The sequence below is a fragment of the Acrocarpospora catenulata genome (genome assembly GCF_018476525.1).
GTDB lineage: Bacteria > Actinomycetota > Actinomycetes > Streptosporangiales > Streptosporangiaceae > Acrocarpospora > Acrocarpospora catenulata.
Genome location: NZ_JAHCST010000056.1, coordinates 13932 through 36731 on the forward strand (window position 1 = coordinate 13932; position 22800 = coordinate 36731).

Consider the following 22800-nt stretch of genomic DNA (forward strand, 5'->3'; position numbering starts at 1 on the left):
GACCTCGGTGACCTCGGCGGCCTCGGGGGCCCCCGGGATCTGCGCGGTGCGCTCGCTGCTGTCGCTCACGAACCTGCCTTGATGCGGGCGATCAGGTCAACCCCTTCCGAATCCACGGCGACGGCGCGGACGATCTGGCCGGGCACCAGGCCGATGCCCTGGACGGTGACGGAGCCGTCCACCTCCGGGCCCTGGTGGGCGGCACGGCCCTCGTAGCCGCCGTCGCCCAGGTCCTCCTCGACCAGCACCTCCAGCTCGCTGCCGATGCGCTCCTCGGCGCGCTGGGCGGTCAGCTCCTCGGCCAGCTCGGTGAGCACGGCCACCCGCTCGTCGATGACCTCCTGGTCCAGCTTGCCGTCGAAGGCGGCGGCCTCGGTGCCGTCCTCGTCGGAGTAGCCGAAGACGCCGATCACGTCCAGCCGGGCGGCGGTGAGGAAGTCCACCAGCTCGGCGAACTCCGCCTCGGTCTCGCCGGGGAAGCCGACGATGAAGTTGGAGCGCACGCCCGCCTCCGGGGCGCGCTCGCGGACCTGGGCGAGCAGGTCCAGGAACCGGGCCGGGTCGCCGAAGCGGCGCATGCGCCGCAGCACCGGGCCGCTGGCGTGCTGGAAGGACAGGTCGAAGTAGGGCGCCACGCCGGGGGTGGTCGCGATCACCTCAAGCAGCCCGGGCCGCAGTTCGGCGGGCTGGAGGTAGCTGACCCGGACCCGCTCCACGCCGTCCACCCCGGCCAGCCGGGGCAGCAGCTTCTCCAGCGCCCTCAGGTCGCCCAGGTCCTTCCCGTACGAGGTGGAGTTCTCGCTGACCAGGACGAGCTCCCTGACCCCCTGCTCGGCCAGCCAGGCCGCCTCGGCGACCAGATCGTCGGGGGAGCGGGACACGTACGCCCCGCGGAAGGCCGGGATGGCGCAGAAGGTGCAGCGCCGGTCGCAGCCGGAGGCGAGCTTGAGCGGGGCCACCGGGCCGCCGGTGAGCCGCTTGCGGAGGGCGCGCGGGCCGCTGGCGGGGGCCATGCCCTCGGGGAGGACGCCGTGGCCCGGAACGTGCGCGTGCCCGGCGGTGCGCTCCACCGGGCTGATCGGCAGCAGGGTGCGCCGGTCGCGCGGCATGTGCGGTTTGAGCGACCGGCCGGCCAGCACGTCGTCCAGCCGGCCGCCGATGTCGGTGTAGTCGTCGAAGGAGATGACCGCGGCCGCCTCCGGCAGCGCCTCGGCCAGCTCCGCCCCGTACCGCTCCGCCATGCAGCCGGCCGCGACGACCTTGGCGCCGGAGTCGGCTGCGGCCAGCAGGGTGTCGATCGAATCCTTCTTCGCCGATTCGATGAAGCCGCAGGTGTTCACCACGATGACGTCGGGGTCATCGTCACCCAGTCTCCAACCGGCGGATTCCAGGCGTGCGGCCAGTTCCTCTGAGTCGACCTCGTTACGGGCGCAACCCAGGGTGACCATCGATACGGTTCGGCGAGAAGACATGATGAAACTACGGTATCGGGTTCGACCACTATCGGGGACTCGGGACCCCCGGTCCGTAGACCTCCTGGAAGCGCTGCCCGTCCTTTCCAGGCATGCCGAGGTCCTTGCCGTTGACCATGAGCCGGACCGAACCCGCGTTGGCCAGCTGCAACTGGATCTTCTTCTTGGCCGTGAAGGTCTCCGTCTTGCCCTGGGCGATCAGGCCTTCGAACAGTTGCCTGCCCTTGGCGTCCCGCACATTCACCCAGGCCGGGCGGACGGCCGAGATCCGCACGACCACCGGATGTTCCACGGTCTGCACGGGCCGGGTGAGCGGAGGCACCGCCGCCGGCACCTTCGGGCGGGCGCCCGGGGCCGCCGCCGGTGGCGCGGCGCGGGCCGCGGTGCGCACCGGCTCCTGGTTGGGCGAACCCATCATGCGGATCACTCCGAAGACCATCACGATGGCCAGCGCCACCCCCATCGCCATGGTCCAGTTGGGCGCCTTGGCTTCGCGGATCTTGATCGGGGTGTCCGCCACGAACAGCGCGGACGCCGGCAGCGGCGCCGGAGCCCCGCCGCACTCCTCGTCGTAGAGGCGGACCATCTCGTCGGCGTCCAGCCCGAGGGCCTTGGCCAGCACGCGAAGGTGACCGCGGGTGTAGAAGTAGGCGCCACAGGTGGAGAAGTCGTCCCGCTCCATTGCGGCGATCACTGGCTCGCGGATCCGCGTCCGGTCGCTCAGCTGGGCGACGGTCAGCTCCGCCTGCTGCCGTGCTTCGGTCAGAATTGTTCCGATGGACATATCTCAACGCCCCCCGCCGTCCCGACGTTGCGTAGTGAGTCACATTCAATCAGTAACCACTGCGACGCCGTACGGCGGGGTGGCATATGTCCGGAAACGCCGATGGGGGCGGTATTGCAGCGCTGTTTGGCCGGCTATTCGCCCCCGCGGAGGTCGGCCAGCAGGCCGGGGAGGTCGTCCGGTTTCACCAGGACCTCGCGGGCCTTGGAGCCCTCGCTGGGGCCCACCACGTTCCGGCTCTCCAGCAGGTCCATCAGCCGCCCGGCCTTGGCGAAGCCGACCCTGAGCTTGCGCTGGAGCATCGAGGTGGAGCCGAACTGGGTGGTCACGATCAGCTCGGCCGCCTGCACCAGCAGCTCCAGGTCCTCGCCGATCTCCTCGTCGATCTCCTTCTTGGGGGCGGCCGAGGCGGCCACGTCCTCCCGGTACTCCGCCTGCATCTGCGTCTTGCAGTGCGCGACCACCTCGGAGATCTCCTTCTCCGAGACGAACGCGTTCTGCAGCCGCATCGGCTTGCTGGCGCCCATCGGCAGGAACAGCGCGTCACCCTGGCCGACCAGCTTCTCCGCGCCCGGCTGGTCCAGGATGACCCGGGAGTCGGCCAGCGAGGAGGTGGCGAAGGCCAGCCGGGACGGCACGTTGGCCTTGATCAGGCCGGTCACCACGTCCACGCTCGGCCGCTGGGTGGCGATCACCAGGTGGATGCCGGCGGCGCGGGCCAGCTGGGTGATCCGGACGATGGAGTCCTCCACGTCCCTGGGGGCGACCATCATCAGGTCGGCCAGCTCGTCCACGATCACCAGCAGGTACGGGTACGGCTGGTAGACGCGCTCGCTGCCCGGCGGAGGCTGGAGCTTGCCCGCCCTGGCCGCCTTGTTGAACTCGTCCACGTGCCGGAAGCCGCTGGCGGCCAGGTCGTCGTAGCGGCGGTCCATCTCCCCCACCACCCACTCCAGGGCCTCGGCGGCCTTCTTGGGGTTGGTGATGATCGGGGTGATCAGGTGGGGAATGCCCTCGTACATGTTGAGCTCGACCCGCTTGGGGTCGACCAGCACCATGCGCACCTCGTCCGGGGTGGCCCGCATCAGCACCGAGGTGATCAGCCCGTTGATGCAGGTGGACTTGCCCGCGCCGGTGGCGCCCGCGATGAGGATGTGCGGCATCTTGGCCAGGTTGGCCACGATGGTGCGGCCCTCCACGTCCTTGCCCAGACCGACGATCATCGGGTGGTGGTCGCCCTGGGCCACCTGGGAGCGGAGCACGTCCCCGAGCGAGACCAGGTCTTTGTCGGTGTTCGGAATCTCCACCCCAATGGCGGATTTTCCGGGAATGGGAGACAGGATCCGGACATCGGCGGATTTGACGGCGTAGGCGATGTTCTTGGTGAGGGCGGTGACCTTCTCCACCTTCACCGAGGGGCCGAGCTCGATCTCGTACCGGGTGACCGTCGGGCCCCGGGTGAAGCCGACCACCTGCGCGTCGATGGCGAACTGCTCCATCACGCTGGTGAGCGCGTTCACCACCACTTTGTTGGCCTTGGTCTCTGCCTTGGGCGCGCTACCGGGCCGCAGCGCCTGCATGTCCGGCAGCGTGTACGGCCCCGCCTGCGGCGACAGCACCAGCTGCTCGACCTTGCGCGGCGCCGGGGTGGGCTCCGGGGGCGACAGCGGCGGGACGGGCTCGGCCTCCGCCTCCGGCGACGGGGCGGCCTCCTCGGGGTCCACAAGCCCCGGCACGATCTCCGGCGAGTGGTCCCGCACCACCGGGGTGTCGTACGGCTTGGCACCTTCGCCGACCTCCGGCTCGGGCTTGGGCTTCTTCCGCCGCCGGGGCGGCACCGGGGACGGCGGCCCCCCCGTGCCGGGGGCGGGCCGGTCGAAGAGCAGCTGCTTGATCTCCATCAGCCGCTCGGGCACCCGGTGCACCGGCGTCGCCGTGATCACCAGCACCCCGAACCCGGACAGGATCAGCAGCAGCGGAACGGTCACGAAGGCCGGCAGGATGCTGGACGGCGGCGCCGAGACCACGAACCCGAGCATGCCGCCCGCCTGCGACACCTTGTCCATGCCGTCCTCGGGCCCGCCCGAGGGGTAGGGCGTGTTGTGCGCCACGTGCACGATGCCGAGGATGCCGGCCAGCAGCGCGGTCCAGCCGATGGTCATGCGCCCGGTCTCGGCGTTCTGGTCCGGGTGCCGGAGCAGCCGCCAGGCCAGCAGGGTCAGCAGCACCGGGACCGCCCAGGTGAGCGAGCCGACCGCGCCGTGCAGGATGGCGTCCACCACGGAGGCGAACTCGCCCTTCTGCTCCCGCCAGGTCATGGTGGCCAGCGTGATGGCCCCGGCCAGCACGGCCAGGCCCGCGCCGTCCCTGCGGTGCGCCGGGTCCAGCTCACGGGCGCCCTGGCCGAGCCCGCGGGCCGCGCGGCCCGCCACGCCGGCGAGCATGTTCCAGAGCCCGATGACCAGCTTGCCGATCATCATGAAGACCCAGCTGATCGGGTCTCCCCCGGAGGCGACCGGCTGTTTGGCGGCGGGTTTGATCACACGCTTGGGCGGCGGCGTCCGCTTGGCGGAGGCGGGACGCGACCCGGGGCGCGCCCCGGAACGCGATCCGGAACGCGCGGCGGGGCGCTTGCCGGATCCGCTTCCAGACGTACGGGTGGCCATGATGGCCAAACTAGGGCGCAGGTTCGCGGGCGTCAGCTAGCCACGCCGTCAAACGGGATGAACGGATATGGAAGAGCGCCGGTCCCGTTGCGGGACCGGCGCTCGAAAACAGGGGTCAGACGGTGATCTTTCCGGCTCCGGCGCCGTTGGTCACGATGGTCTTGACGTTGGCCGCCGTGTCCAGCGAGTACGAGTACGGGATGGAGGCGACACTGCCGCCGGCCTGCCCGGTACCCGAGTTGACGAAGTGGTTGTTCCTGGCCACCAGGCTGCCCGGCCCCGAGGAGCCCTCACCCAGGTGGAAGGGGTCGGCGGTGTTCTCGAAGTAGTTGCCCTCGACGAGCACGCCGGCGTTCATGGTGGAGGCGACGCCGTAGGAGCCGACGCGGTAGAAGTTGTTGTACACGTGCACCGGGTTGCCGAAGCGCACCCGGGGGTGGCGCTGGTTGGTGCCGTCGAACCAGTTGTGGTGGTAGGTCACCCGCAGGTGGCCGATGTCCTCGCCGCCGTTGCCGTCGCTGTGGCCGAGCAGCATCGTCTTGTCGTGGTTGAACAGCCGGTTCCACGAGACGGTCACGTAGTCGCTGGCCCGCTTGATGTCGATGGCGCCGTCGTAGCCGTTGCTGAGCGTGTTGTGGTCGATCCAGACCCGGGTGGAGTACTGGACGTTGATCGCGTCGTCGTCCCAGTCCCGGAAGGTGATGTTGCGGATGATCACGTTGGACGCGTTGGAGACGTTCAGGCCGCAACCGGCGATGGTGGCGCCGGAGTTGCCGAGGATGGTCTTGTTGGAGCCCACGGTGATCATGCCGGAGCAGGAGATGGTGCCGGAGATCCGCACCACCCGGGCGGTGGTGCCGGAGACGGCGCTGGACAGTGCGGAGGAGCTGGTCACCGTGGTGGCCGCGGCGGTGCCGCCGCCCGTGGTGCCGCCGCCCTGGGTGGCCCAGCCGACCAGGCCGGTCTGCGGCTGGCTCGGCGGGTTGCTCGGGGTGGGCGTGGGGCTGGTCGGCGGGTTGGTGGGCACCGAGCCCGCCGTGTTGAAGGTCCAGTGCTTGCTGGTCACCGAGTCGCAGGAGTTCTGCTGGATCCCGGCGGCGAGCGCGGTGGAGCTGTCCACTACGTTCATGCACTTGGCGCTGTTGACGTTGATCACCCGGTAGGTGGACCCGACCTGGGTGAGCGTCCAGGTCTGCGAGGTGGCGCCGGTGCAGGACTGCTGCACGATGGCCTTGCCCGCCGAGGTGGAGGCGTCGGCCACGCCCAGGCACCGGCCGCTGACGGCCGCGGTGAGCCGGTAGCCGCTGCCCTGGGCGCTCAGCGTGAAGCGCTGGTTGGTGTTGTTGTTGCAGGTGTACTGGATCAGCTGCACGCCGTCGGCGGTGCTGCCGCTCGGCACGTCGAGGCACTGGCCGCTGCCCGCGTTGACCAGCGTGTACGTGCCGGGCGAGGGCGCGGCGGCGGCCGGGCCCTGGATCACGAGCGCGACGGCGCCCGCGACCACCACGCCGAGCGCGATGGTGAGGCTTCTACGTAACACGATCTTTTCCCTTCGGAGTGTTGAGTGCCGAAACAACGCCCCGGACAGGTCAGGTGGCCGGGACATGAGGCGTCGAGGGAACGGTTCTCCCTTCTTGGGGGGTTGGTGGGCAGGGCCAACTTAAGCAGGCTGTTCCATGTAGTGGAACAGTGAGGCGGAAGAGATCTCTCCGAAATGCACGAACAGCAGCCGGCACCTGAAATTTTCAGAGAAATCTGTTCTGTGTATCGGCGCGATGTTCCATACAGCGGAAAGCCGATTGGGGCAACAGATGATCGGGCATAATGCTTGTTGCGCAACATAACACCAGATTCCGCTACACAGAACGGACGTGCATGGACGTCGTCGTGGTAGGCGAACCGCTGGTCGAGTTCTCGGCGGACCGGGCCCTGACCGAGGCCGACACCTTCCGGCTCTCCTTCTCCGGCGACGCGCTCAACGTGGCCGTGGCGGCGGCCGCCGCGGGCGCGCGCACCGCCCTGGTGGCCCGGCTGGGCGAGGACGAGTTCGGCCGGCGGCTGCTGACCTTCGCCGCCCGGCACGGGGTGGACACCCGCTGGATGACCCCCGGCCCCGGCTCCACCGGCGCGTACGCGGTGGGCGCCGACCCCACCGGCCAGCGCGCCTTCGCCTACATGCGGTACGGCAGCGCCGCCTCCCGCCTCTCCCCCGCCGACGTGGCCGCCTCCCCGGCGGCGCGGGCCCGGGTCCTGGTGCTCAGCGGCATCACCGCCGCCCTCTCCGCCGATTGCGACCGCGCGGTACGGGAGGCCGCCCGCGCCGCCACCGGCCAGGTCGTCTACGACGCCAACTACCGGTCCCGGCTGACAGGCCCGGAGGCCGCGGCGGAAACGCTCCGCGCGGTGGCGCCGTACGCGGCGGTGGTGAAGATCTCCGCACCAGGGGACAGCCGGGCGCTGGTCGGCACCGGCGACCCCGCCGAGACCCTGCGCCGGGTCCGGCGGCTGGGCGCGCCGGCGGTGGCGGTGACCCTGGGCGCGGACGGCGTGCTGCTGGACACCGGCGGCGCGGTCCACGAGATCCCGGCGGTCCCGGCCCCGGTGATCGTCGACCAGACCGGGGCGGGCGACAACTTCACCGGCGCTATGGCCGCCTGGCTGGCGAAAGGGGCGCCGCTGCTGGCGGCGGTCCGGGCGGGGGCCGCCGCCGCGTCGGTCTCGCTGGCCGGGCAGGGCGGCACCGGCCGGGTGGCGGGGGCGCCGGAGATCGAGAGCCTGCTCGGGGACCCGGTCAGCGGAGGGTGAGTGTGGTGGGCGCGCCCAGGGCCAGGGAGACCTCGCGGGCGGCCGAGACGATCTCCGGGGCCAGCTCGCGCAGCGCGTCCGGCTCCAGGTCCATGGCGAGGGTGGAGATGGAGATGCCGCCGAGCACCTGGCCGGTGTGGTCGAAGACCGCCGCGCCGACGCAGCGGATGCCCGGCACGTTCTCCTCGTCGTCCACCGCGTAGCCGAGGGCGCGCACCCGGCTCAGGTGGGCCAGCAGCTCCTCCTCGCCGGTGATCGTGTTGGGGGTGAGCCGGACCAGCTGGGTGCGGGCGCAGATGGCGCGGACCTCGTCGTCGTCCAGCTGGGCCAGCAGCGCCTTGCCGATGGCGGTGCAGTGCAGGCGCAGGCTCATGCCCACCCGGGAGGGCATCTGGTAGGGCCGGCGGCCCTCCAGCTTCTCGACGTAGACGGCCTCGTCGCCGCTGCGGATGGCGAAGTGGGTGGTGAAGCCGGTGCGCTCGTGCAGCGCGCGCAGGGCGCCGGCCGCCTGCCTGGCCGGGTCGAACCGGCTCATCACCCGCCCGGCCAGGGTGAGGATGCGCGGGCCGGGCTCGTAGCCCCCGTTCCCGTCGGTACGGGCGAAGCCCCATTCCACCAGGGACTGCAGGATGCGGTGCACCGTCGACTTGGACACCCCGGTGGTCGCCGCGATGTCGGTGATCCGGTGATGCTCGGCGATCGCCTCAAGAACCGCGAGCGCCTTGTCGATGGAGCTGCCTTCCCTCACCACGCCCCGAGCCTACTAGCGCGGCCATCCGATCATGTTCTCCCGCTACACAGAACATTCACCTGCCTTATAGAACGACGGAGGGCACAAAAAGCGGTACTCGGTGCAGGACGCGAACTCCTCCCCCGGCCGGAGCACGGTGGAGGGGAAGGCGGGCTGGTTGGGCGAGTCGGGGAAGTGCTGGGTCTCCAGGCAGAGGCCGGCGTGCGGGCCGTACGGGGTGGTCTCGGCGCTGAGCATGCCGCCGGTGTAGAACTGCACGCCCGGCTGGGTGGTGACGACCTCCATGGCGTGATCGCCGAACTCGACCCGGATGCCGCCGCCGGGGTTGAGCACGAAGTTGTGGTCGTAGGAGCCGTTCAAACGGTCGCCGATCCGGTGCGGGGTGCGGAAGTCGAACAAGGTGCCCTCGACGGGAGCCAGTTCGCCGGTGGGGATCTTGTGTTCGTCCACAGGGGTGTACCGGTCGGCGTCGATGGTGACCACGTGGTCCAGCACGTCGCCCGCGCCCGCCAGGTTGAAGTAGGAGTGGTTGGTGAGGTTCAGCACGGTCGGGGCGTCCGTGGTGGCCGTGTAGTCGATGCGCAGGCCGTCGCCGGCCAGCGTGTAGGTGACGGTGACGGAGAGCGTGCCGGGGTAGCCCTCCTCGCCGTCCGGGCTGACATAGCTGAGGCGCAGCCGGTCGTCGCCGTCCGGTTCGGCGGTCCAGACCCGCTTGTCGAAGCCTTTCCGGCCCCCGTGCAGGGCTGCGGTTCCGTTGTTCCTGGCCAGCTCGTAGGTCTTCCCGTCGAGCTCGAAGCGGCCGTTGCCCAGGCGGTTGCCGTACCGGCCGACGACCGCGCCGAAGTACCGGCTCCGGGTGCGGTAGTCGGCCAGGGTGGCGCAGCCGAGCACCACGTCCCGCCCGGCCACCTCCAGCGACTGGATGACGCAGCCGTAGCTGAGCACCTGCGCGGTGAGCAGGCCGTCCGTCAGCGTGTACCGCTCGACCTGCTCGCCCTCGGGCGTGACGCCGAAGTGTTCGACCTTCATGGGGGCACCGGTCCCGTCGACTCGCGGATGATCAGATGGGTGGCCAGGGTGGTGAGCGCGGGGGTGGCCGTCTCGCCCGCGCCGACGAGCTGGAGCAGCAGGTCCACGGCGGTCCGCCCGGCCGCCTCCGTGGGCATCGCCACCGTGGTCAGCTTGGGCCGGGCCAGCCGCCCGGGCACGATGTCGTCCACGCCGACCACGCTGAGCTCCCCGGGGACCTCGACCCCGCGCTCGGCCAGCCCCTCGACCAGGCCGATGGCCATCAGGTCGTTGTAGGCCAGCACCGCGGTCACCCCGGCGGCCAGCACGCCCGCCGCGGCGGCCAGGCCGCCGTGCTCGGTGGGCGAGTTGGGGCCCAGGACGGTCAGCTCGATGCCGGGCACGGCACGGGCCGCGTCGGCCATCTCCCTGCTGGTCCAGGAGCCGGCCGGTCCTGACAGCAGCGCGATCCGCCGGTGGCCCAGCGCGACCAGGTGGGCGAGGGCCAGCCTGGCCCCGTGCCCGACGTCCATCAGCACCGTGGACATGCCCTTCAGCCGCCGGTTCACCACCACGAAAGGCACGTCCTGGTGGAGCCGCTCGATGACCCGGTTGGACAGGCGCGGGCTGCACAGCAGCACCCCGTCCACCTGCTTGGTCAGGGTCTGGATGAGCTCCTCCTCGACCTGCGGGTCCTCGTCGGTGTCGGCGACGAAGACGTGGTAGTCGCGGAGCCTGGCGTGCGCCTGGGCGGCCTTGATGAGCGGCGGGAAGAACGGGTTGGCGATGTCGGCGACGATCAGGCCGAGGTTGTGGGTGCGGCCGGTGGTCAGCGCCCTGGCCGCCCGGTTGGGCCGGTAGCCGAGGTCCTCGGCGACGGCCAGCACCCGGTTCCGGGTCTCGGCGTTGACCAGGTGCGGCGCGGAGAACGTACGGGAGACGGTTGAAACGTGCACTCCGGACGCCTGAGCCACATCCCGGATCGTCGCAGCCACAGAACCCCTCTCCCGAACCGAGTACACATGTCGCCGCACATTAATGCAAACGGTTGTACCGGTGTCAACCGGTCCAGCTGCGAACGGTTGCGGCTGATTCACCTACCCGTCCAGCCAGAATCCCCAGCCCACACAGATCCCGAAAAATCACCTCTTGACGTTTCCTCGGAGTGAATGGAATGTTTCGTGCAACCGGTTGCAGAACTTCCCCTCCGACTGAAGAGGAGTCACCGGCCATGGCAGTCGCCGTGGAAGGAAGACGCCGCCGGACCGATCGGCGGCCGCGCACCCCGTACCTGCTGATCGCACCCGCCGTGGTCGCGATGCTCGGGTTCCTCGTGTACCCGATGGGCAGCGTGCTGTACTACAGCCTCCAGCACTACAACGTGAGCAAGCCCTGGGAGCACGGCTTCGCCGGGCTCGCCAACTTCCGCACGCTGCTGCTCGAGGACCCGCTCTTCTGGCAGAGCCTGGCCTTCAGCGCCAAATGGGTGGCCGTGGAGGTCGGGTTACAGCTGCTGTTCGGCCTGGCGCTGGCGCTGATCGTCAATGAGACGTTCATCGGCCGGGCGCTGGCCAGGTCGCTGGTGTTCTCGCCGTGGGCGGTCTCGGGGGTGCTCACCACCGGCATCTGGATCCTGCTCTACAACCCGACCACGGGGATCTTCCGCTACCTGGCCGACCTGGGCATCGGCTCGTACGACACCGCCCCGCTGGCCGACCCCGGCACGGTGTTCGCCGCGGCCGTGGTCGCCGAACTCTGGCGGGGAGTGCCGTTCTTCGCCATCCTCCTCCTGGCCGACCTCCAGACGATCTCCAAGGACCTGTACGAGGCCGCCGCCGTGGACGGCGCCACCCGGCTGCGCCGGTTCGTGCACATCACCCTGCCGCACCTGAAGGACGCCATCGTGCTGTCCACGCTGCTCCGCGCGGTCTGGGAGTTCAACAACGTCGACCTGCTCTACACGCTCACCGGCGGCGGCCCCGCCCACCAGACCACCACGCTGCCGCTGTACGTGGCCGCCAAGGCCGTGCAGTCCCACGACTTCGGGTACGGCTCGGCGCTGACCACGGTCGCCTTCCTGATCCTGACCTTCTTCTCCATCGCCTACCTGAGGCTGAGCAAGTTCGGAGCGCGCACGTGACCCTCGCCCTGCCCCGCGCGCGCCGCCTGACGCGCGCCCGCACCGGGAACAGACCCCGCTGGGAGATCTGGCTCCCGCTCGGGTTCTACCTGCTGTTCACCCTGGTCCCCTTCTACTGGATGCTGGTCTTCGCGCTCCGCCCACGCGGTTCCGACTCGCTGCTGCCCTGGCCGATCACCTTCGACAACTTCGTCACCGTCTGGACCGGCATGGGGTTCGGGATCTTCTTCCAGAACAGCCTGCTGGTGGGGGTGGCCTCGCTGCTGGCCACCACGGTGATCGCGCTGTCCGGCGGGTACGCGCTGGCCCGCTACGACTTCCGGGGCCGGCGGCTGTTCCTGGTGGCCATGCTCTGCACCCAGTTCATCCCGGGCGCGATGATGCTCATCCCGCTCTTCGAGATCTTCCGTACCCTCGGTCTGGTCAACTCGCTCTGGGCGCTGGTGATCGCCGAGACGGTCTTCCAGCTACCGCTCTCGCTCATCCTGCTCAGCGGGTTCATCCGGAACATCCCGGTGGAGCTGGAGCAGGCCGCCTGGGTGGACGGCTGCGGGCGGCTGCGCGGCTTCTTCGCGGTGGTGGTGCCCATGCTCCGGCCGGCGCTGGTCGCGGTGGGCTCGTTCGCCTTCATCCACAGCTGGAACAACTTCCTGTTCGCGCTGATGTTCGTCAGCGAGCAGGAGAAGTTCACGCTGCCGGTCGGGCTTGCCTTCACCATCGGCGAGTTCAGCGTGGACTTCGGCGCGCTGGCCGCCGGGGGCGTGGTGGCCGCGGTGCCGGTGGTGCTGGTCTTCGCGGTCATCCAGCGGTACCTGGTGCAGGGCATGTCGGCAGGGGCGGTGAAGGGATGACCCGGGTTCTGATCACCGGCAGCGCCGGACGGTTCGGCCGGAGCGTGGTCGCCGCGCTGGCCCAGGCCGGGCACGAGGTGATCGGCGTCGACACCGCGCCCGGCACCCCGCCGGAGGCGGCGGCCACGCTGCCCGCCGACCTCACCGATCTCGGGGAGGCGTACGGGGTGATGAACCGGTTCCGGCCGGGGGCGGTGGTGCATCTGGCGGCGGTGGCCACGCCGTTCAGCCGGACCGACGGGCTGACCTTCCGGGTCAACAGCCAGCTGGCCTTCAACGTGTGCGAGGCAGCCACCGCGACCGGGGTGGCGAGCACCGTGGTGGCCAGCAGCCCGACCGTGATCGGGTACGGCGCCCCTGGCGGCTGGACCCCGGCCTATCTGCCCATCGACGAGAACCACCCGGCCGCGCCGTGGAACGCCTACAGCGTCTCCAAGCTGGTGGCCGAGCAGGTCATGGCCGCCTTCGCGCGGGCCCACCCGGAGCTGCGGCTGGCGGCGGTACGGCCGTGCTTCGTGGTGGCGCCGGAGGAGTGGGAGGGCGCGCCCACCCAGTCCGGGCACACGATCAGGGAGCGGCTGGACCGGCCCGACCTGGCGGGGGTCTCGCTCTTCAACTACGTGGACGCGCGGGACGCCGCGGAGCTGGTGCGCACGCTGGTGGAGCGGCTGCCCGAGATACCCAGCGGCGAGGTGTTCTTCGCCGGGGCCGCCGACGCGCTGGCCCGGGATCCGCTGGCGGAGCTGCTGCCCAAGGTGATCCCCGCCACGGCCGGGCACGCCGCCGCCCTCACCGGCACCGCGCCCGCGTTCTCCTCGGCCAAGGCCGGGCGGCTGCTCGGCTGGCAGGCCAAACGCAGCTGGCGTACCGAACTGGGAGACCTCACGTGAACCTCGACGGCGTTCTCTTCTTCCCCGTGACCCCCTTCGATCCGGACGGGCGGCTGGCGGCCGGCGTGCTGGCCGAGCACATCGCGGCCGGGGTCGCCCATGGACCCGGCGGGGTCTTCGTGGCCTGCGGGACCGGCGAGTTCGGGGCGCTCGCCGAGGGCGAGCACCGGCAGGCCGTACAGGTGGCCATCGAGACCGTGCGCGGGCGGGTGCCGGTGGTGGCGGGCGCGGGCGGGCCGCTCGGGGCGGCCCTCGCCCAGGCCCGGGCGGCGCGGGAGGCGGGCGCGGACGGGCTGCTGCTCATGCCGCCCTACCTGGGGGTCAGAGGCGGATATTTCGCCTATGTTCGTGCGGTTGCCGCGGTCGGCCTGCCGGTGATCGTGTACGCCCGGGACGCCGTCGTGCTGGAACCCGACGAGGTCCTGGCGCTGGCCGACATCCCGGGCGTGGTCGGCCTGAAGGACGGCATCGGCGACATCGACCGCATCCAGCGAATCGTGCTGGCCATGGCCGGACGGCCGTTCACCTTCTTCAACGGCCTGCCCACCGCCGAACTCACCATGCCGGCCTACCGGGCGCTCGGCGTCACCCTCTACTCCTCGGCCGTGTACGCCTTCGCCCCCGAGATCGCCCTCGCCTACTACCACGGCAACCCCCACCTGCTGACCGGCTTCTACGAACCCCTGGTCCGCCTGCGCGGCCGCGTCCCCGGCTACGCGGTCGCCCTGGTCAAGGCGGGGGTACGCCTGCGCGGCCTGGACGTCGGCCCGGTCCGCCCGCCGCTGACCGACCTGACCCCCGAACACCTGGCCGAACTGGACGCGCTCATCAAGACGGGACTGGACCTGCTATGACGATCGCCGCCCTGCGCACGCTGGCCCTGCGCGCCGAGTTACCCCGCCCCTGGGGGCCGGACGCGCCGGCCAACCACGTGATCGCCTGCGAGCTCACCCTCACCGACGGCCGGGTGGGCACCGGGTTCTCCTGGACACCCCGGGTCGGCGCGGCGGCGGTCAAGGCGCTGCTCGACACCGAGATCGCGGCGGCGGTGCGCGGCCTGCCCGCCCACCCCGAGCTCGTCTGGGACCACCTGTGGCGGCTGCTCAGGGAGGCCGGGGACGGCGGGGTGACCACGATCGCGCTGGCCGCCGTGGACATCGCCCTGTGGGACCTGCGCGCCACCGCCGCCGGGCTCGGCCTGGCCGACCTGCTCGGCCGCCGCCGCGCCACCGTCCCCGTGTACGGCAGCGGCGTCAACCGCCACTACACCCTCCCCGAACTGGTCGCCCAGGCCCACCGGTGGGCCGGCTACCCGGCCGTCAAGATCAAGGTGGGCCGCGACGACCTGGCCGAGGACCTCGCCCGGGTGGCCGCCGTCCGCGAGGTCATCGGGCCGGACACGCTCCTCATGGTGGACGCCAACCAGCGCTGGGACCTCCCCCGGGCGCTGCGGGCGATCGCCGCGCTGGCGCCGTACAACCCGCACTGGGTGGAGGAGCCGCTCCCCGCCGACGACATCTCCGCCCACGCGAGCCTGCGCGCCCGCACCAGCGTGCCGATCGCCGTCGGCGAGAGCGTCTACACCGTCTACGGCTTCCGCGACCTGCTGGCCGCCGGGGCCTGCGACATCGTGCAACCCAACGTGGTCAGGGTGGGCGGGATCACCCCGTTCCTGCGGATCGCCGAGCTGGCCCGCGCCTACTCCGTGCCCACCTTCCCGCACCTGCTGCCCGAGCTCTCCGGCCAGCTCGCGGCGGCGCTGCCGCTGCCCGCCATGGTCGAGGACGTCGAGGACGCCTCGCTGGAGGCGCTCGGCCTGCTAGCCGGGCCCTCGCCGGTGGAGCTCGGCCCCGAACTGAAGATCCGCGACCACCTGGGCCATGGAATCCGCTTCCACGGATGGGAGTCCCGATGAACGGCACGGCTGAACGCCAGACCGGGAACCAGCCCCGCCTGACCAGCACCCCCGTGCCGGTGGTGCTGGCCGGAGCGTACGGGCACGGCTGGTGGCACCTGGACAACCTGCGGCGGCTGACCCAGGCCGGGATCGTCCGGCTGGCCGGGGTCTGCGACGTGCGGCCGGTGGAGCCGGAGCGGCTGCACGGGCTCGGCTACCCGGAGCAGTCCAGCGACCTGGGGCAGCTGATCGAGCGCACCGGCGCCCGGATCGCCATCCTGGTGACGCCCATCCCCACCCACGCCGACCTGGCCGTACGGGCTCTGGAGGCGGGGGCGCACCTGCTGCTGGAGAAGCCGCCGGCCGCCACCTTCGCCGGGTTCCAGCGCATTCTCGCCGCGGCCGAACGGACGGGGCTGGCCTGCCAGGTGGGGTTCCAGAGCCTGGGGTCCGCGGCCATTCCGGCGATCCGGCAGCTGGTCGCCGACGGAGTCGTGGGGCGGGTGAAGGGGATCGGGGTGGCCGGAGCGTGGGAGCGCGACACCGCGTACTTCACCCGCTCCGCCTGGGCCGGGCGGCGGCGGGCCGGCGAGGTCGAGGTGATGGACGGGGCGCTGACCAACCCGTTCGCGCACGCGGTGGCGACCGCGCTGGCGGTGGCCGGGCGGGGGTCCGCCGACGAGGTGGCGGGGGTGGACGTGGAGCTCTACCACGCCAACCCGATCGAGGCCGACGACACCTCCTGCCTGCGGGTGCACCTGGCCGACGGGCCGCCCATCACGGTGGCGGTTTCGCTGGCCGCCGACCGGCGGCACGAGCCGTACGTGATCGTGCACGGCACCGAGGGGCGGATCACGCTCACCTACACCCTGGACCGGGTCCGGGTGGAGCGGGTCGGCCGGGAGGTGACCACCAGCGTCCTCCCCCGCACCGACCTGCTGGAGAACCTGGTTGGGCACCTGCGGGACGGTGAGCCGCTGCTGGTGCCGCTCGGCCACACGGGGGCGTTCATGCGGGTGCTTGAGGCGATCAGGCAGGCGCCCGATCCGCTGCCCATCCCGGACCGGCACCAGGAGCTGGAGCGGGACGAGCAGGGCCGGGTGGCGCGCCGGGTGCTGCCGGGCATCGCCAACCTGACCGCGCGCAGCGCCGAGCACCTGGCCCTCTACTCCGAGCTGGACGTGCCCTGGGCCGCGCCGCGCGCGGTGCTCCGGGTGGGCGCGCGACCCGTGGCCGAGTACAACTGGCGGCCCGACCTGGCCACCACGCTGTCGCCCCGGCCGTACCTGCATCCGGTGCGGACGCTCGGCGGGGTGACCGTGACCGAGGTGAACCCGGCCGACCACGTGCACCATCTGGGCGTCTCGGTGGCGGTCGCGGACGTCGGCGGGCGGAACTTCTGGGGCGGCAGGACCTACGTGCGCGACCTCGGACCGACCTGGCTGGACGACCACGGCACGCAGCGGCACGTGGCGTTCACCCGGCGGGACGACCACGGGTTCACCGAGACGCTGCGCTGGGCCGGGCCTGACGGGGTGGAACTGCTGGAGGAGGAGCGCCGGGTGGCGGCGGTGCCGCTGGACGGCTGCTGGGCGCTGGACGTGGCGTTCACGCTCACCAACCTGACCGGTTCCCGGCTGCTGGTGCGGAGTTCGGCCACCAAAGGGCGGGCCGGGGCCGGGTACGGCGGGTTCTTCTGGCGGGCCACCGGCGCCTCGACCGGCCGGGTGGCGTTCATCCCTGGCGGGGGCGAGCCGCACGGCAGCCGCGCGCCCTGGCTGGGCCTGTCCGGCACGGCCGCCGAAGGCGACTGGACGCTGCTGTTCGTCCAGTCCCAGGACCCCTGGTTCGTCCGGGTCGAGGAGTATCCCGGCGCCGGTCCCGCGCTCGCCTGGGACCGGCCGCTGGTGGTGGAGGAGCGGCTGGTCCGCCGGGTCGTCACCGTGGTGGCGGACGGGCGGGCGAGCCGTACACGGGCGGAGGCGCTGGCGCTGGCCGCGATGGAGATCTCGGGGGGAACTGAGAAAAGAGAGGCAGAGGACCATGGCTAGAGGTCTGCTCCCGGCGGTCGTGGTGATCGCCGGGTTGGCGCTCACCGGCTGCGGCGGGGAGTCCGCACCCGCCGGGGACGGCAAGACGAAGATCACCTTCTGGGACGACAACGGCGGCCCCGCCCGCACCCCGGTCTGGGAGCACATCATCGCCGAGTTCGAGAAGGCCAACCCCACCATCGACGTGCAGTACGTCGGCATCCCGATCGCCCAGGCCCAGCAGAAGTACGACACCGCCATCGCCGGGGGCGGCCTGCCCGACGTGGGCGGGGTGTCCACCGCGATGCTGGGCAACATGGTGGCGCGCAAGGCCCTGGACCCGCTGGACGACCGGATCGCCGCCGGTCCGCTCAGCGGCAAGCTGAACGAGCAGGTGCTCGCCTCGGTCAAGGGCACCGTGCCGGACGGCAAGACGTACATGGTGCCGCTCTCCACCAACATGGGCGTCTTCTGGTACCGGACCGACTGGCTGAAGGAGGCCGGTCTGGAGCCGCCGCAGACCTGGGACGCGTTCTTCACCACCGTGGAGAAGCTCACCGACAAGGGCCAGAACCGGTACGGCTTCACCATCCGCGGCGCCGCCGGGTCCATCGCCCAGATGCTGGAGGTCGTGTACGGCCAGTCCGGCATCACCGAGATCTTCGACGCCACCGGCAAGTCCACGGTGAACGACCCGAAGAACGTGGCCGCGCTGGAACGCCTGGTCAAGCTCTACAAGGCGCACACGCCGTCGGCCGACGTGACCAACGACTACCCCAAGATGGTCGCCCAGTTCGACGGCGGCAGCATCGGGATCATGCAGCACAACCTGGGGTCGTACAACGACCACGTGAAGACGCTCGGCGCGGACAAGGTGGCGGCGCTGCCGGTGCCCCGCCCCGCCGACGGCGCGGGCCGGGTCGTGCTGTCCAACCCGGTGGCGGGCATCGGGGTCTTCACCAGTGGCAAGAACAAGGACGCCGCGTTCAGGTTCGCCGAGTTCGTCGCGTCCAAGCCGATGGACAGCTACTGGGCGGACAAGACCGGGGTGCTGCCGGCCAACACCGAGGTGAACGGCGAGCCCTGGATCGGTGAGCGGCAGCACATCGCCGCCGCCGTGGAGGTGCTCAACGACCCCGGCACCAAGGTGGTGCAGCTCCCCTACTACCTGCCCGAGTTCAACGCGATCACCAAGACCGACGCGGAGCCGGTGTTCCAGCAGGTGCTGCTGGGCGAGGCGCCGGCGAGCAAGCTGCTCGACCAGATCGCGAACGCCCTGACCGAGGCCCAGAGCAAGTGGAAGCAGCGCAACGGCGGCTGACCCGCCCCTCCCCCGACCACCGCGCGTCTCCCGCTCCCTGACCTGGCGGGAGCCGCGCGGCCCTTCTCATCACGTTCAGGAGTTCATTCCGTCATGCGTAGAAGTCTCGCGGCGACGGCGGCCTTACTGGCCTGCTCCGCGCTGTTCACGCTCCCCGCCGCCGCCAAACCGGTGGACCTCGGCCGCCAGACGTTGCCTCCCGGGGACGGGTGGGGCTCCCAGGGGTCCGGGACCACCGGTGGGTCGGGCGCGTCCTCGACGTACACCGTCACCACCCGGGCCCAGTTGGTGGCCGCGCTGGCCGCACCCAGCCCGAAGATCATCTATGTCAAGGGCGTCATCGACGGCAACACCGACGACACCAGCGCCAGGCTGACCTGCGACGCGTACGCCACCGGCGGGTACACCCTGGCCGGATACCTGACCGCGTACGACCCGGCCACCTGGGGCACCGCCGACCCGTCCGGCCCGATGGAGGAGGCCAGGGCCGCCTCCGCCGCCCGCCAGACCGCGCACATCAAACGCAAGGTCGGCTCCAACACCACCATCGTCGGCCTCGGCAAGGCCACCCTGCGCGGCTTCAACCTGCATGTGGACAAGGCCGACAACGTGATCATCCGCAACCTCACGTTCGAGGACGCCCACGACTGCTTCCCGCAGTGGGACCCGACCGACGGCGCCACCGGCAACTGGAACTCGCTCTACGACAACATCTCGGTGACCGGCTCCACCCACGTCTGGGTCGACCACAACACCTTCACCGACGGCGCCAACCCGGACTCCGGCCAGCCCGTCTACTTCGGCCGCCCGTACCAGGTCCACGACGGCCAGCTCGACATCACCAACGGCGCCGACTACGTGACGGTCTCCTGGAACACCTTCCGCGACCACGACAAGACCATGCTCATCGGCTCCACCAACAACCCCACCCAGGACCTGGGCAAACTCAAGGTCACCGTGCACCACAACATGTTCGACACGACCCTCCAGCGCCTCCCCCGGGTCCGCTTCGGCCAGGTCCACGTCTACAACAACTACTACGAGATCCCCTCCGCCGAGGACTTCGTCTACGCCCTGGGCGTCGGCATCCAGTCCCAGATCTTCGCCGAGAACAACTTCTTCCGCCTCGGCCGCGCCGTCGACCCCGCCAACCTGCTCTACAACTGGGGCGGCACCGCGCTGACCACCCGCGGCGACGTCCTGCGCGTGGGCGGCTCGGTCACCCCCATCGACCTGGTCGCCACCTACAACGCCAAGCACGACCCCGACTTCCTGCCGGACGCGGGCTGGACCCCCACCCTGCACACCACCGTCGAACCGGCCGAAGACGTCCGCCGCTCCGTCTCCCGCCACGCCGGCGCCGGAAAAGCCGTCTGACCCGGTACGCCTCCCGCCACGACGGCTCCCGGAAACCCCGGGAGCCGTCCCTGACAGCTACTCGCACCGCGCGGATTCTCCTTGCCGAAACGGACAGAACCGAGTACTAGTCGTCCGCGCGCTTCGTGCCCGGCGGGCCGGTGAGGACCGTCGGCACGTACTCGAGCAGTTGGAGTCTGTCGTCGAACGTCCGGCTCTCGACCAACTCGAGCGACACATCGGGGTAGCCGTCGTAGATTCGCTCACGGCCGGTGCTGCCGGTGATGACGGGGAAGACGACGACGCGGAAGCGGTCGACGAGGCCGGCCGCGAGCAGCGTGCGGCAAAAGGAGAGACTGCCCAGTGTGCGCAGCGGGGTCGTGCCGTCCCGCTTCAGGGCGCGGACCGCGTCGACCGGGTCCCCGTCGACAAGCTTCGTGTTGGCCCACTCCAGCGGCTCCGCCAGTGTCGATGAGAAGACCACTTTGGGTGCTCTGGTCAGCTCCTCAACGCCGGGCTCAGCTGCGCCCGCCGCGAAACCCGCCATGAGGCGATAGGTGTTCGCCCCCATGAGGATGGTGTGGTCCCGCTCCGGCGACTCGGCAAGCCACGAAAGGTACTCAGGCCCTTCAAGTCCCCAAAACCCCGGCCATCCCTCTGCTGATGCGTAACCGTCGAGCGAGATGATGAAGTCCACCAGGAGTTCTGGCATTGGTTGGTCCTTTCATGCTTCGTCCAGCGGGCCACGCCCAGACCAAAGGTAAGGACCAGCGAACCTCCAGATGAAGCGGGAACGGCTCGATTGGCCGAAATCCTGGGAATCCCGTCCGACAGCCACGCAAGCGCGACCTCCAGGGCATGCCAACCGATGCCGCAGAGACCGGAATCCCAAGATTTCAGCCATACCCGGGGGAAGGGCCTGTCGCCCGGCGCGGCCGCCGGAGCACGCTGACACTCCCATTCAGGGAGGAGCACATCGTGACCACCGTCGCGTTTCCCGAGTCCAGTCCGAGCGGGTGATCGAAGTGCCCACGGCCACGGCCGCCCAGTACCACGAGGCCCCGCTGTCCGCCGTCACCGCCTCACCCACCCCGCGCATGCACATCACCAGAACGGAGACAGGGCAGTGTGGCGCCGAGTGCTGACGGTCGCGGTCGCGGTCTTCGCCGCCATTGCCACCCCCGTGGCCGGCGCGGCGGTCGCGATCCGCGACGCGGTAGCCCAGGTGTACCCCGCCCCAGGGCCTGGGGCACTGCCTTCGGGGTACCCCACCCGCGAGCCGCACCTGGACCCGAGCCGGCCCACGGTGGCGATCGTGCTGGGGGCCGAGGGCGGCAACGTCGCCGACGCCCTCGCCCCGTACGAGGTATTCGCACGCACCGGTCGGTTCAACGTGGTCACCGTGGCTCCCATCGCCGCGCCGGTGCCGCTGACGGGCGGGCTGGACATCGTACCTGACTTCACCTTCGGCACCCTGGCCAAACGTCTCCCCCACGCGCCGGAGGTGATCGTCGTACCACAGATCAACGGTGACACGACCGCGGTGGTGGCCTGGCTCACCCGGCAGCACCAGGCCGGGGCTCCGCTCATCATGAGCGTCTGTGTCGGCGCGGGCGTCCTGGCCGACACCGGCCTGCTCGCCCACCGTAGAGCCACCTCCCACTGGCTCGGGCTGATCGGGCTGCGACGCTCCCACCCCGAAGTCGACTGGGTGACCGGCGAGCGGTTCGTCGACGACGGCGACCTGATCACTACCGCCGGGGTCCTCTCCGGCATCGACGGATCACTGCGCGTCATCGAGCGAACCATCGGACCCCGGATGGCCAACGACGTCGCTGACCAGATCCACTGGAACGGATACCGGTCCGGGATGAGCACCGCCATCCCCGCGGCAGTACCGCAGCCCGCAGACCTGGTCGGGCTCCTCAACGCCGGCTACCGCTGGGACCGCCCCACAATCGGAATCCTGCTCACCGACGGGGTTGGCGAGATCGAGCTGGCCGCTGCCTTCCGGCCCTACACCGAGCTGTCCTACCTCGCAACACTGCGGGCGGTCACCCACAACGGACGCCCCATCAAGTCGCGACACGGCTTGACCTTCGTGCCCCGCTCGGGCTGGGCCGCGGCCGGCCCAGGTGTCGACCGGCTGCTCGTGCCCGGCGCCCAAGCCGCCGCCACCAAGGCCGCCAACACCCTGCCCGGCGCCCACGACGTCACCTACCTGCACCGGGCACAAGGCGACGAGTTCCCCTTCGACGGCACGCTACGCGACATCGCCCGCTTCTACGACACCGCCACCGCCACCTGGGTGGCCAAGACTCTGCAGTACCCGACACCACGGCTGGACCAGGCCACCAGCAGGTGGCCGTGGGCACCCACCGCCCGGATCACTCTCCTGGCCGCCGGCGGCGCCGGCCTCGCCCTGATCATCCAGGCTCTCCTCCGGCGCCGCAGAGCTACCGTCGCCACCCCGCCGATCCCCACCGGCTTCGTGAAGTGATGACCACGTTACTTCGTTGAAACTTTCACAGTCCCCATCGCCCCGCCCCGCTCGCTCCGGACGGAAACACCCAGGCCCGGAAGCGTGCGGGGCGCGACTGCCCAGCGGGGAGTTCCGGCCGATCGTTGACGGTGCCGGATCCGTTGGATGTACTCCGCGACATCGCGGTCCTTCCGCACCTGACCCGGAAGAACCGACGCCTGAAAATGTTAGCGCTAACAGAAATTTGCATCAAAGGAGCACAGATAGGCCAAAACTGCGCTTGTTAGCGCTAACACACTGACCCAGGCCGGTCCCTCGGACACGTGGGGAACCACCCGCCCTGCCCC

The 22800-nt window shown here is 70.8% G+C and carries 19 protein-coding genes; 11 read left to right on the forward strand and 8 right to left on the reverse strand.

What is annotated here, in order from left to right; genetic code table 11:
• Window positions 1–65 precede the first annotated feature (65 nt).
• From rimO to KIP79_RS36375, 4 genes are all read right to left on the reverse strand, one after another.
• Window positions 66–1472, reverse strand: coding sequence for a 30S ribosomal protein S12 methylthiotransferase RimO (gene rimO / locus KIP79_RS36360; RefSeq protein ID WP_214109531.1), 1407 nt, complete (start codon window positions 1470–1472; stop codon window positions 66–68).
• Window positions 1473–1500: 28 nt separating this feature from the next.
• Window positions 1501–2256 carry a helix-turn-helix domain-containing protein gene (locus KIP79_RS36365; protein WP_214109532.1) on the reverse strand — a complete coding sequence of 252 codons (756 nt, stop codon included), beginning with the start codon at window positions 2254–2256 and terminating at the stop codon, window positions 1501–1503.
• A gap of 134 nt (window positions 2257–2390) precedes the next feature.
• The gene (locus KIP79_RS36370; RefSeq protein ID WP_214109533.1) at window positions 2391–4922 is read right to left on the reverse strand and encodes a DNA translocase FtsK; all 2532 of its coding nucleotides are present in this window, start codon (window positions 4920–4922) and stop codon (window positions 2391–2393) included.
• A gap of 115 nt (window positions 4923–5037) precedes the next feature.
• Window positions 5038–6462 carry a pectate lyase family protein gene (locus KIP79_RS36375; RefSeq protein ID WP_308170069.1) on the reverse strand — a complete coding sequence of 475 codons (1425 nt, stop codon included), beginning with the start codon at window positions 6460–6462 and terminating at the stop codon, window positions 5038–5040.
• A 335-nt stretch (window positions 6463–6797) separates the two neighbouring features.
• Here KIP79_RS36375 and KIP79_RS36380 point away from each other — a divergent pair, with 335 nt between their 5' ends.
• Window positions 6798–7727, forward strand: a complete 930-nt coding sequence (locus KIP79_RS36380) for a PfkB family carbohydrate kinase (RefSeq protein ID WP_214109535.1) — start codon at window positions 6798–6800, stop codon at window positions 7725–7727.
• Here the strand turns inward: KIP79_RS36380 and KIP79_RS49815 are convergent.
• Genes KIP79_RS49815 through KIP79_RS36395 form a run of 3 tightly spaced genes read right to left on the reverse strand, consistent with a single transcriptional unit; the run spans window position 7714 to window position 10481 of the window.
• Window positions 7714–8478, reverse strand: coding sequence for an IclR family transcriptional regulator (locus KIP79_RS49815; protein WP_214109536.1), 765 nt, complete (start codon window positions 8476–8478; stop codon window positions 7714–7716). The genes KIP79_RS36380 and KIP79_RS49815 overlap by 14 nt on opposite strands.
• 42 nt (window positions 8479–8520) lie before the next feature.
• Window positions 8521–9507: an aldose epimerase family protein gene (locus tag KIP79_RS36390; protein WP_214109537.1), complete on the reverse strand. Its 987-nt coding sequence runs from the start codon at window positions 9505–9507 to the stop codon at window positions 8521–8523.
• Window positions 9504–10481, reverse strand: coding sequence for a LacI family DNA-binding transcriptional regulator (locus tag KIP79_RS36395; protein WP_214109538.1), 978 nt, complete (start codon window positions 10479–10481; stop codon window positions 9504–9506). Before KIP79_RS36395 ends, KIP79_RS36390 begins: the two co-directional genes overlap by 4 nt.
• Window positions 10482–10717: 236 nt before the next feature.
• Here KIP79_RS36395 and KIP79_RS36400 point away from each other — a divergent pair, with 236 nt between their 5' ends.
• The 8 genes from KIP79_RS36400 to KIP79_RS36435 all read left to right on the forward strand — a co-directional run bounded on the left by KIP79_RS36400 (window position 10718) and on the right by KIP79_RS36435 (window position 19992).
• Window positions 10718–11626 carry a carbohydrate ABC transporter permease gene (locus KIP79_RS36400; RefSeq protein ID WP_214109539.1) on the forward strand — a complete coding sequence of 303 codons (909 nt, stop codon included), beginning with the start codon at window positions 10718–10720 and terminating at the stop codon, window positions 11624–11626.
• Window positions 11623–12477, forward strand: a complete 855-nt coding sequence (locus KIP79_RS36405; RefSeq protein WP_214109540.1) for a carbohydrate ABC transporter permease — start codon at window positions 11623–11625, stop codon at window positions 12475–12477. Before KIP79_RS36400 ends, KIP79_RS36405 begins: the two co-directional genes overlap by 4 nt.
• Window positions 12474–13367, forward strand: a complete 894-nt coding sequence (locus KIP79_RS36410; RefSeq protein WP_214109541.1) for an NAD-dependent epimerase/dehydratase family protein — start codon at window positions 12474–12476, stop codon at window positions 13365–13367. Before KIP79_RS36405 ends, KIP79_RS36410 begins: the two co-directional genes overlap by 4 nt.
• Window positions 13364–14221, forward strand: coding sequence for a 5-dehydro-4-deoxyglucarate dehydratase (locus KIP79_RS36415; protein ID WP_214109542.1), 858 nt, complete (start codon window positions 13364–13366; stop codon window positions 14219–14221). Before KIP79_RS36410 ends, KIP79_RS36415 begins: the two co-directional genes overlap by 4 nt.
• The gene (locus tag KIP79_RS36420) at window positions 14218–15282 is read left to right on the forward strand and encodes a mandelate racemase/muconate lactonizing enzyme family protein (protein ID WP_214109543.1); all 1065 of its coding nucleotides are present in this window, start codon (window positions 14218–14220) and stop codon (window positions 15280–15282) included. The genes KIP79_RS36415 and KIP79_RS36420 overlap by 4 nt, the downstream gene beginning before the upstream one ends.
• The gene (locus KIP79_RS49820; RefSeq protein WP_214109544.1) at window positions 15279–17315 is read left to right on the forward strand and encodes a DUF6807 family protein; all 2037 of its coding nucleotides are present in this window, start codon (window positions 15279–15281) and stop codon (window positions 17313–17315) included. The genes KIP79_RS36420 and KIP79_RS49820 overlap by 4 nt, the downstream gene beginning before the upstream one ends.
• On the forward strand, window positions 17308–18615 hold the full coding sequence (locus KIP79_RS36430) for an ABC transporter substrate-binding protein (protein ID WP_214109545.1): 1308 nt from the start codon (window positions 17308–17310) through the stop codon (window positions 18613–18615). The genes KIP79_RS49820 and KIP79_RS36430 overlap by 8 nt, the downstream gene beginning before the upstream one ends.
• Before the next feature lie 93 nt (window positions 18616–18708).
• Entirely contained in the window at window positions 18709–19992 is a 1284-nt protein-coding gene (locus KIP79_RS36435; RefSeq protein ID WP_214109546.1) for a pectate lyase family protein, read from the forward strand.
• Between the two features lie 106 nt (window positions 19993–20098).
• On the opposite strand, the gene KIP79_RS36440 is transcribed toward KIP79_RS36435, so the two are convergent.
• Window positions 20099–20683 (reverse strand): dihydrofolate reductase family protein, encoded by a 585-nt coding sequence (locus KIP79_RS36440; protein ID WP_214109547.1) that lies wholly within the window; start codon window positions 20681–20683, stop codon window positions 20099–20101.
• Between the two features lie 304 nt (window positions 20684–20987).
• Between KIP79_RS36440 and KIP79_RS48770 the strand changes: the two genes are divergently transcribed.
• On the forward strand, window positions 20988–21116 hold the full coding sequence (locus KIP79_RS48770) for a hypothetical protein (protein WP_256447614.1): 129 nt from the start codon (window positions 20988–20990) through the stop codon (window positions 21114–21116).
• A complete protein-coding gene (locus tag KIP79_RS36445) occupies window positions 21098–22471 on the forward strand; it encodes a DJ-1/PfpI family protein (RefSeq protein WP_214109548.1) in 1374 nt (457 codons plus the stop codon). Before KIP79_RS48770 ends, KIP79_RS36445 begins: the two co-directional genes overlap by 19 nt.
• The last annotated feature ends 329 nt before the right edge of the window (window positions 22472–22800 follow it).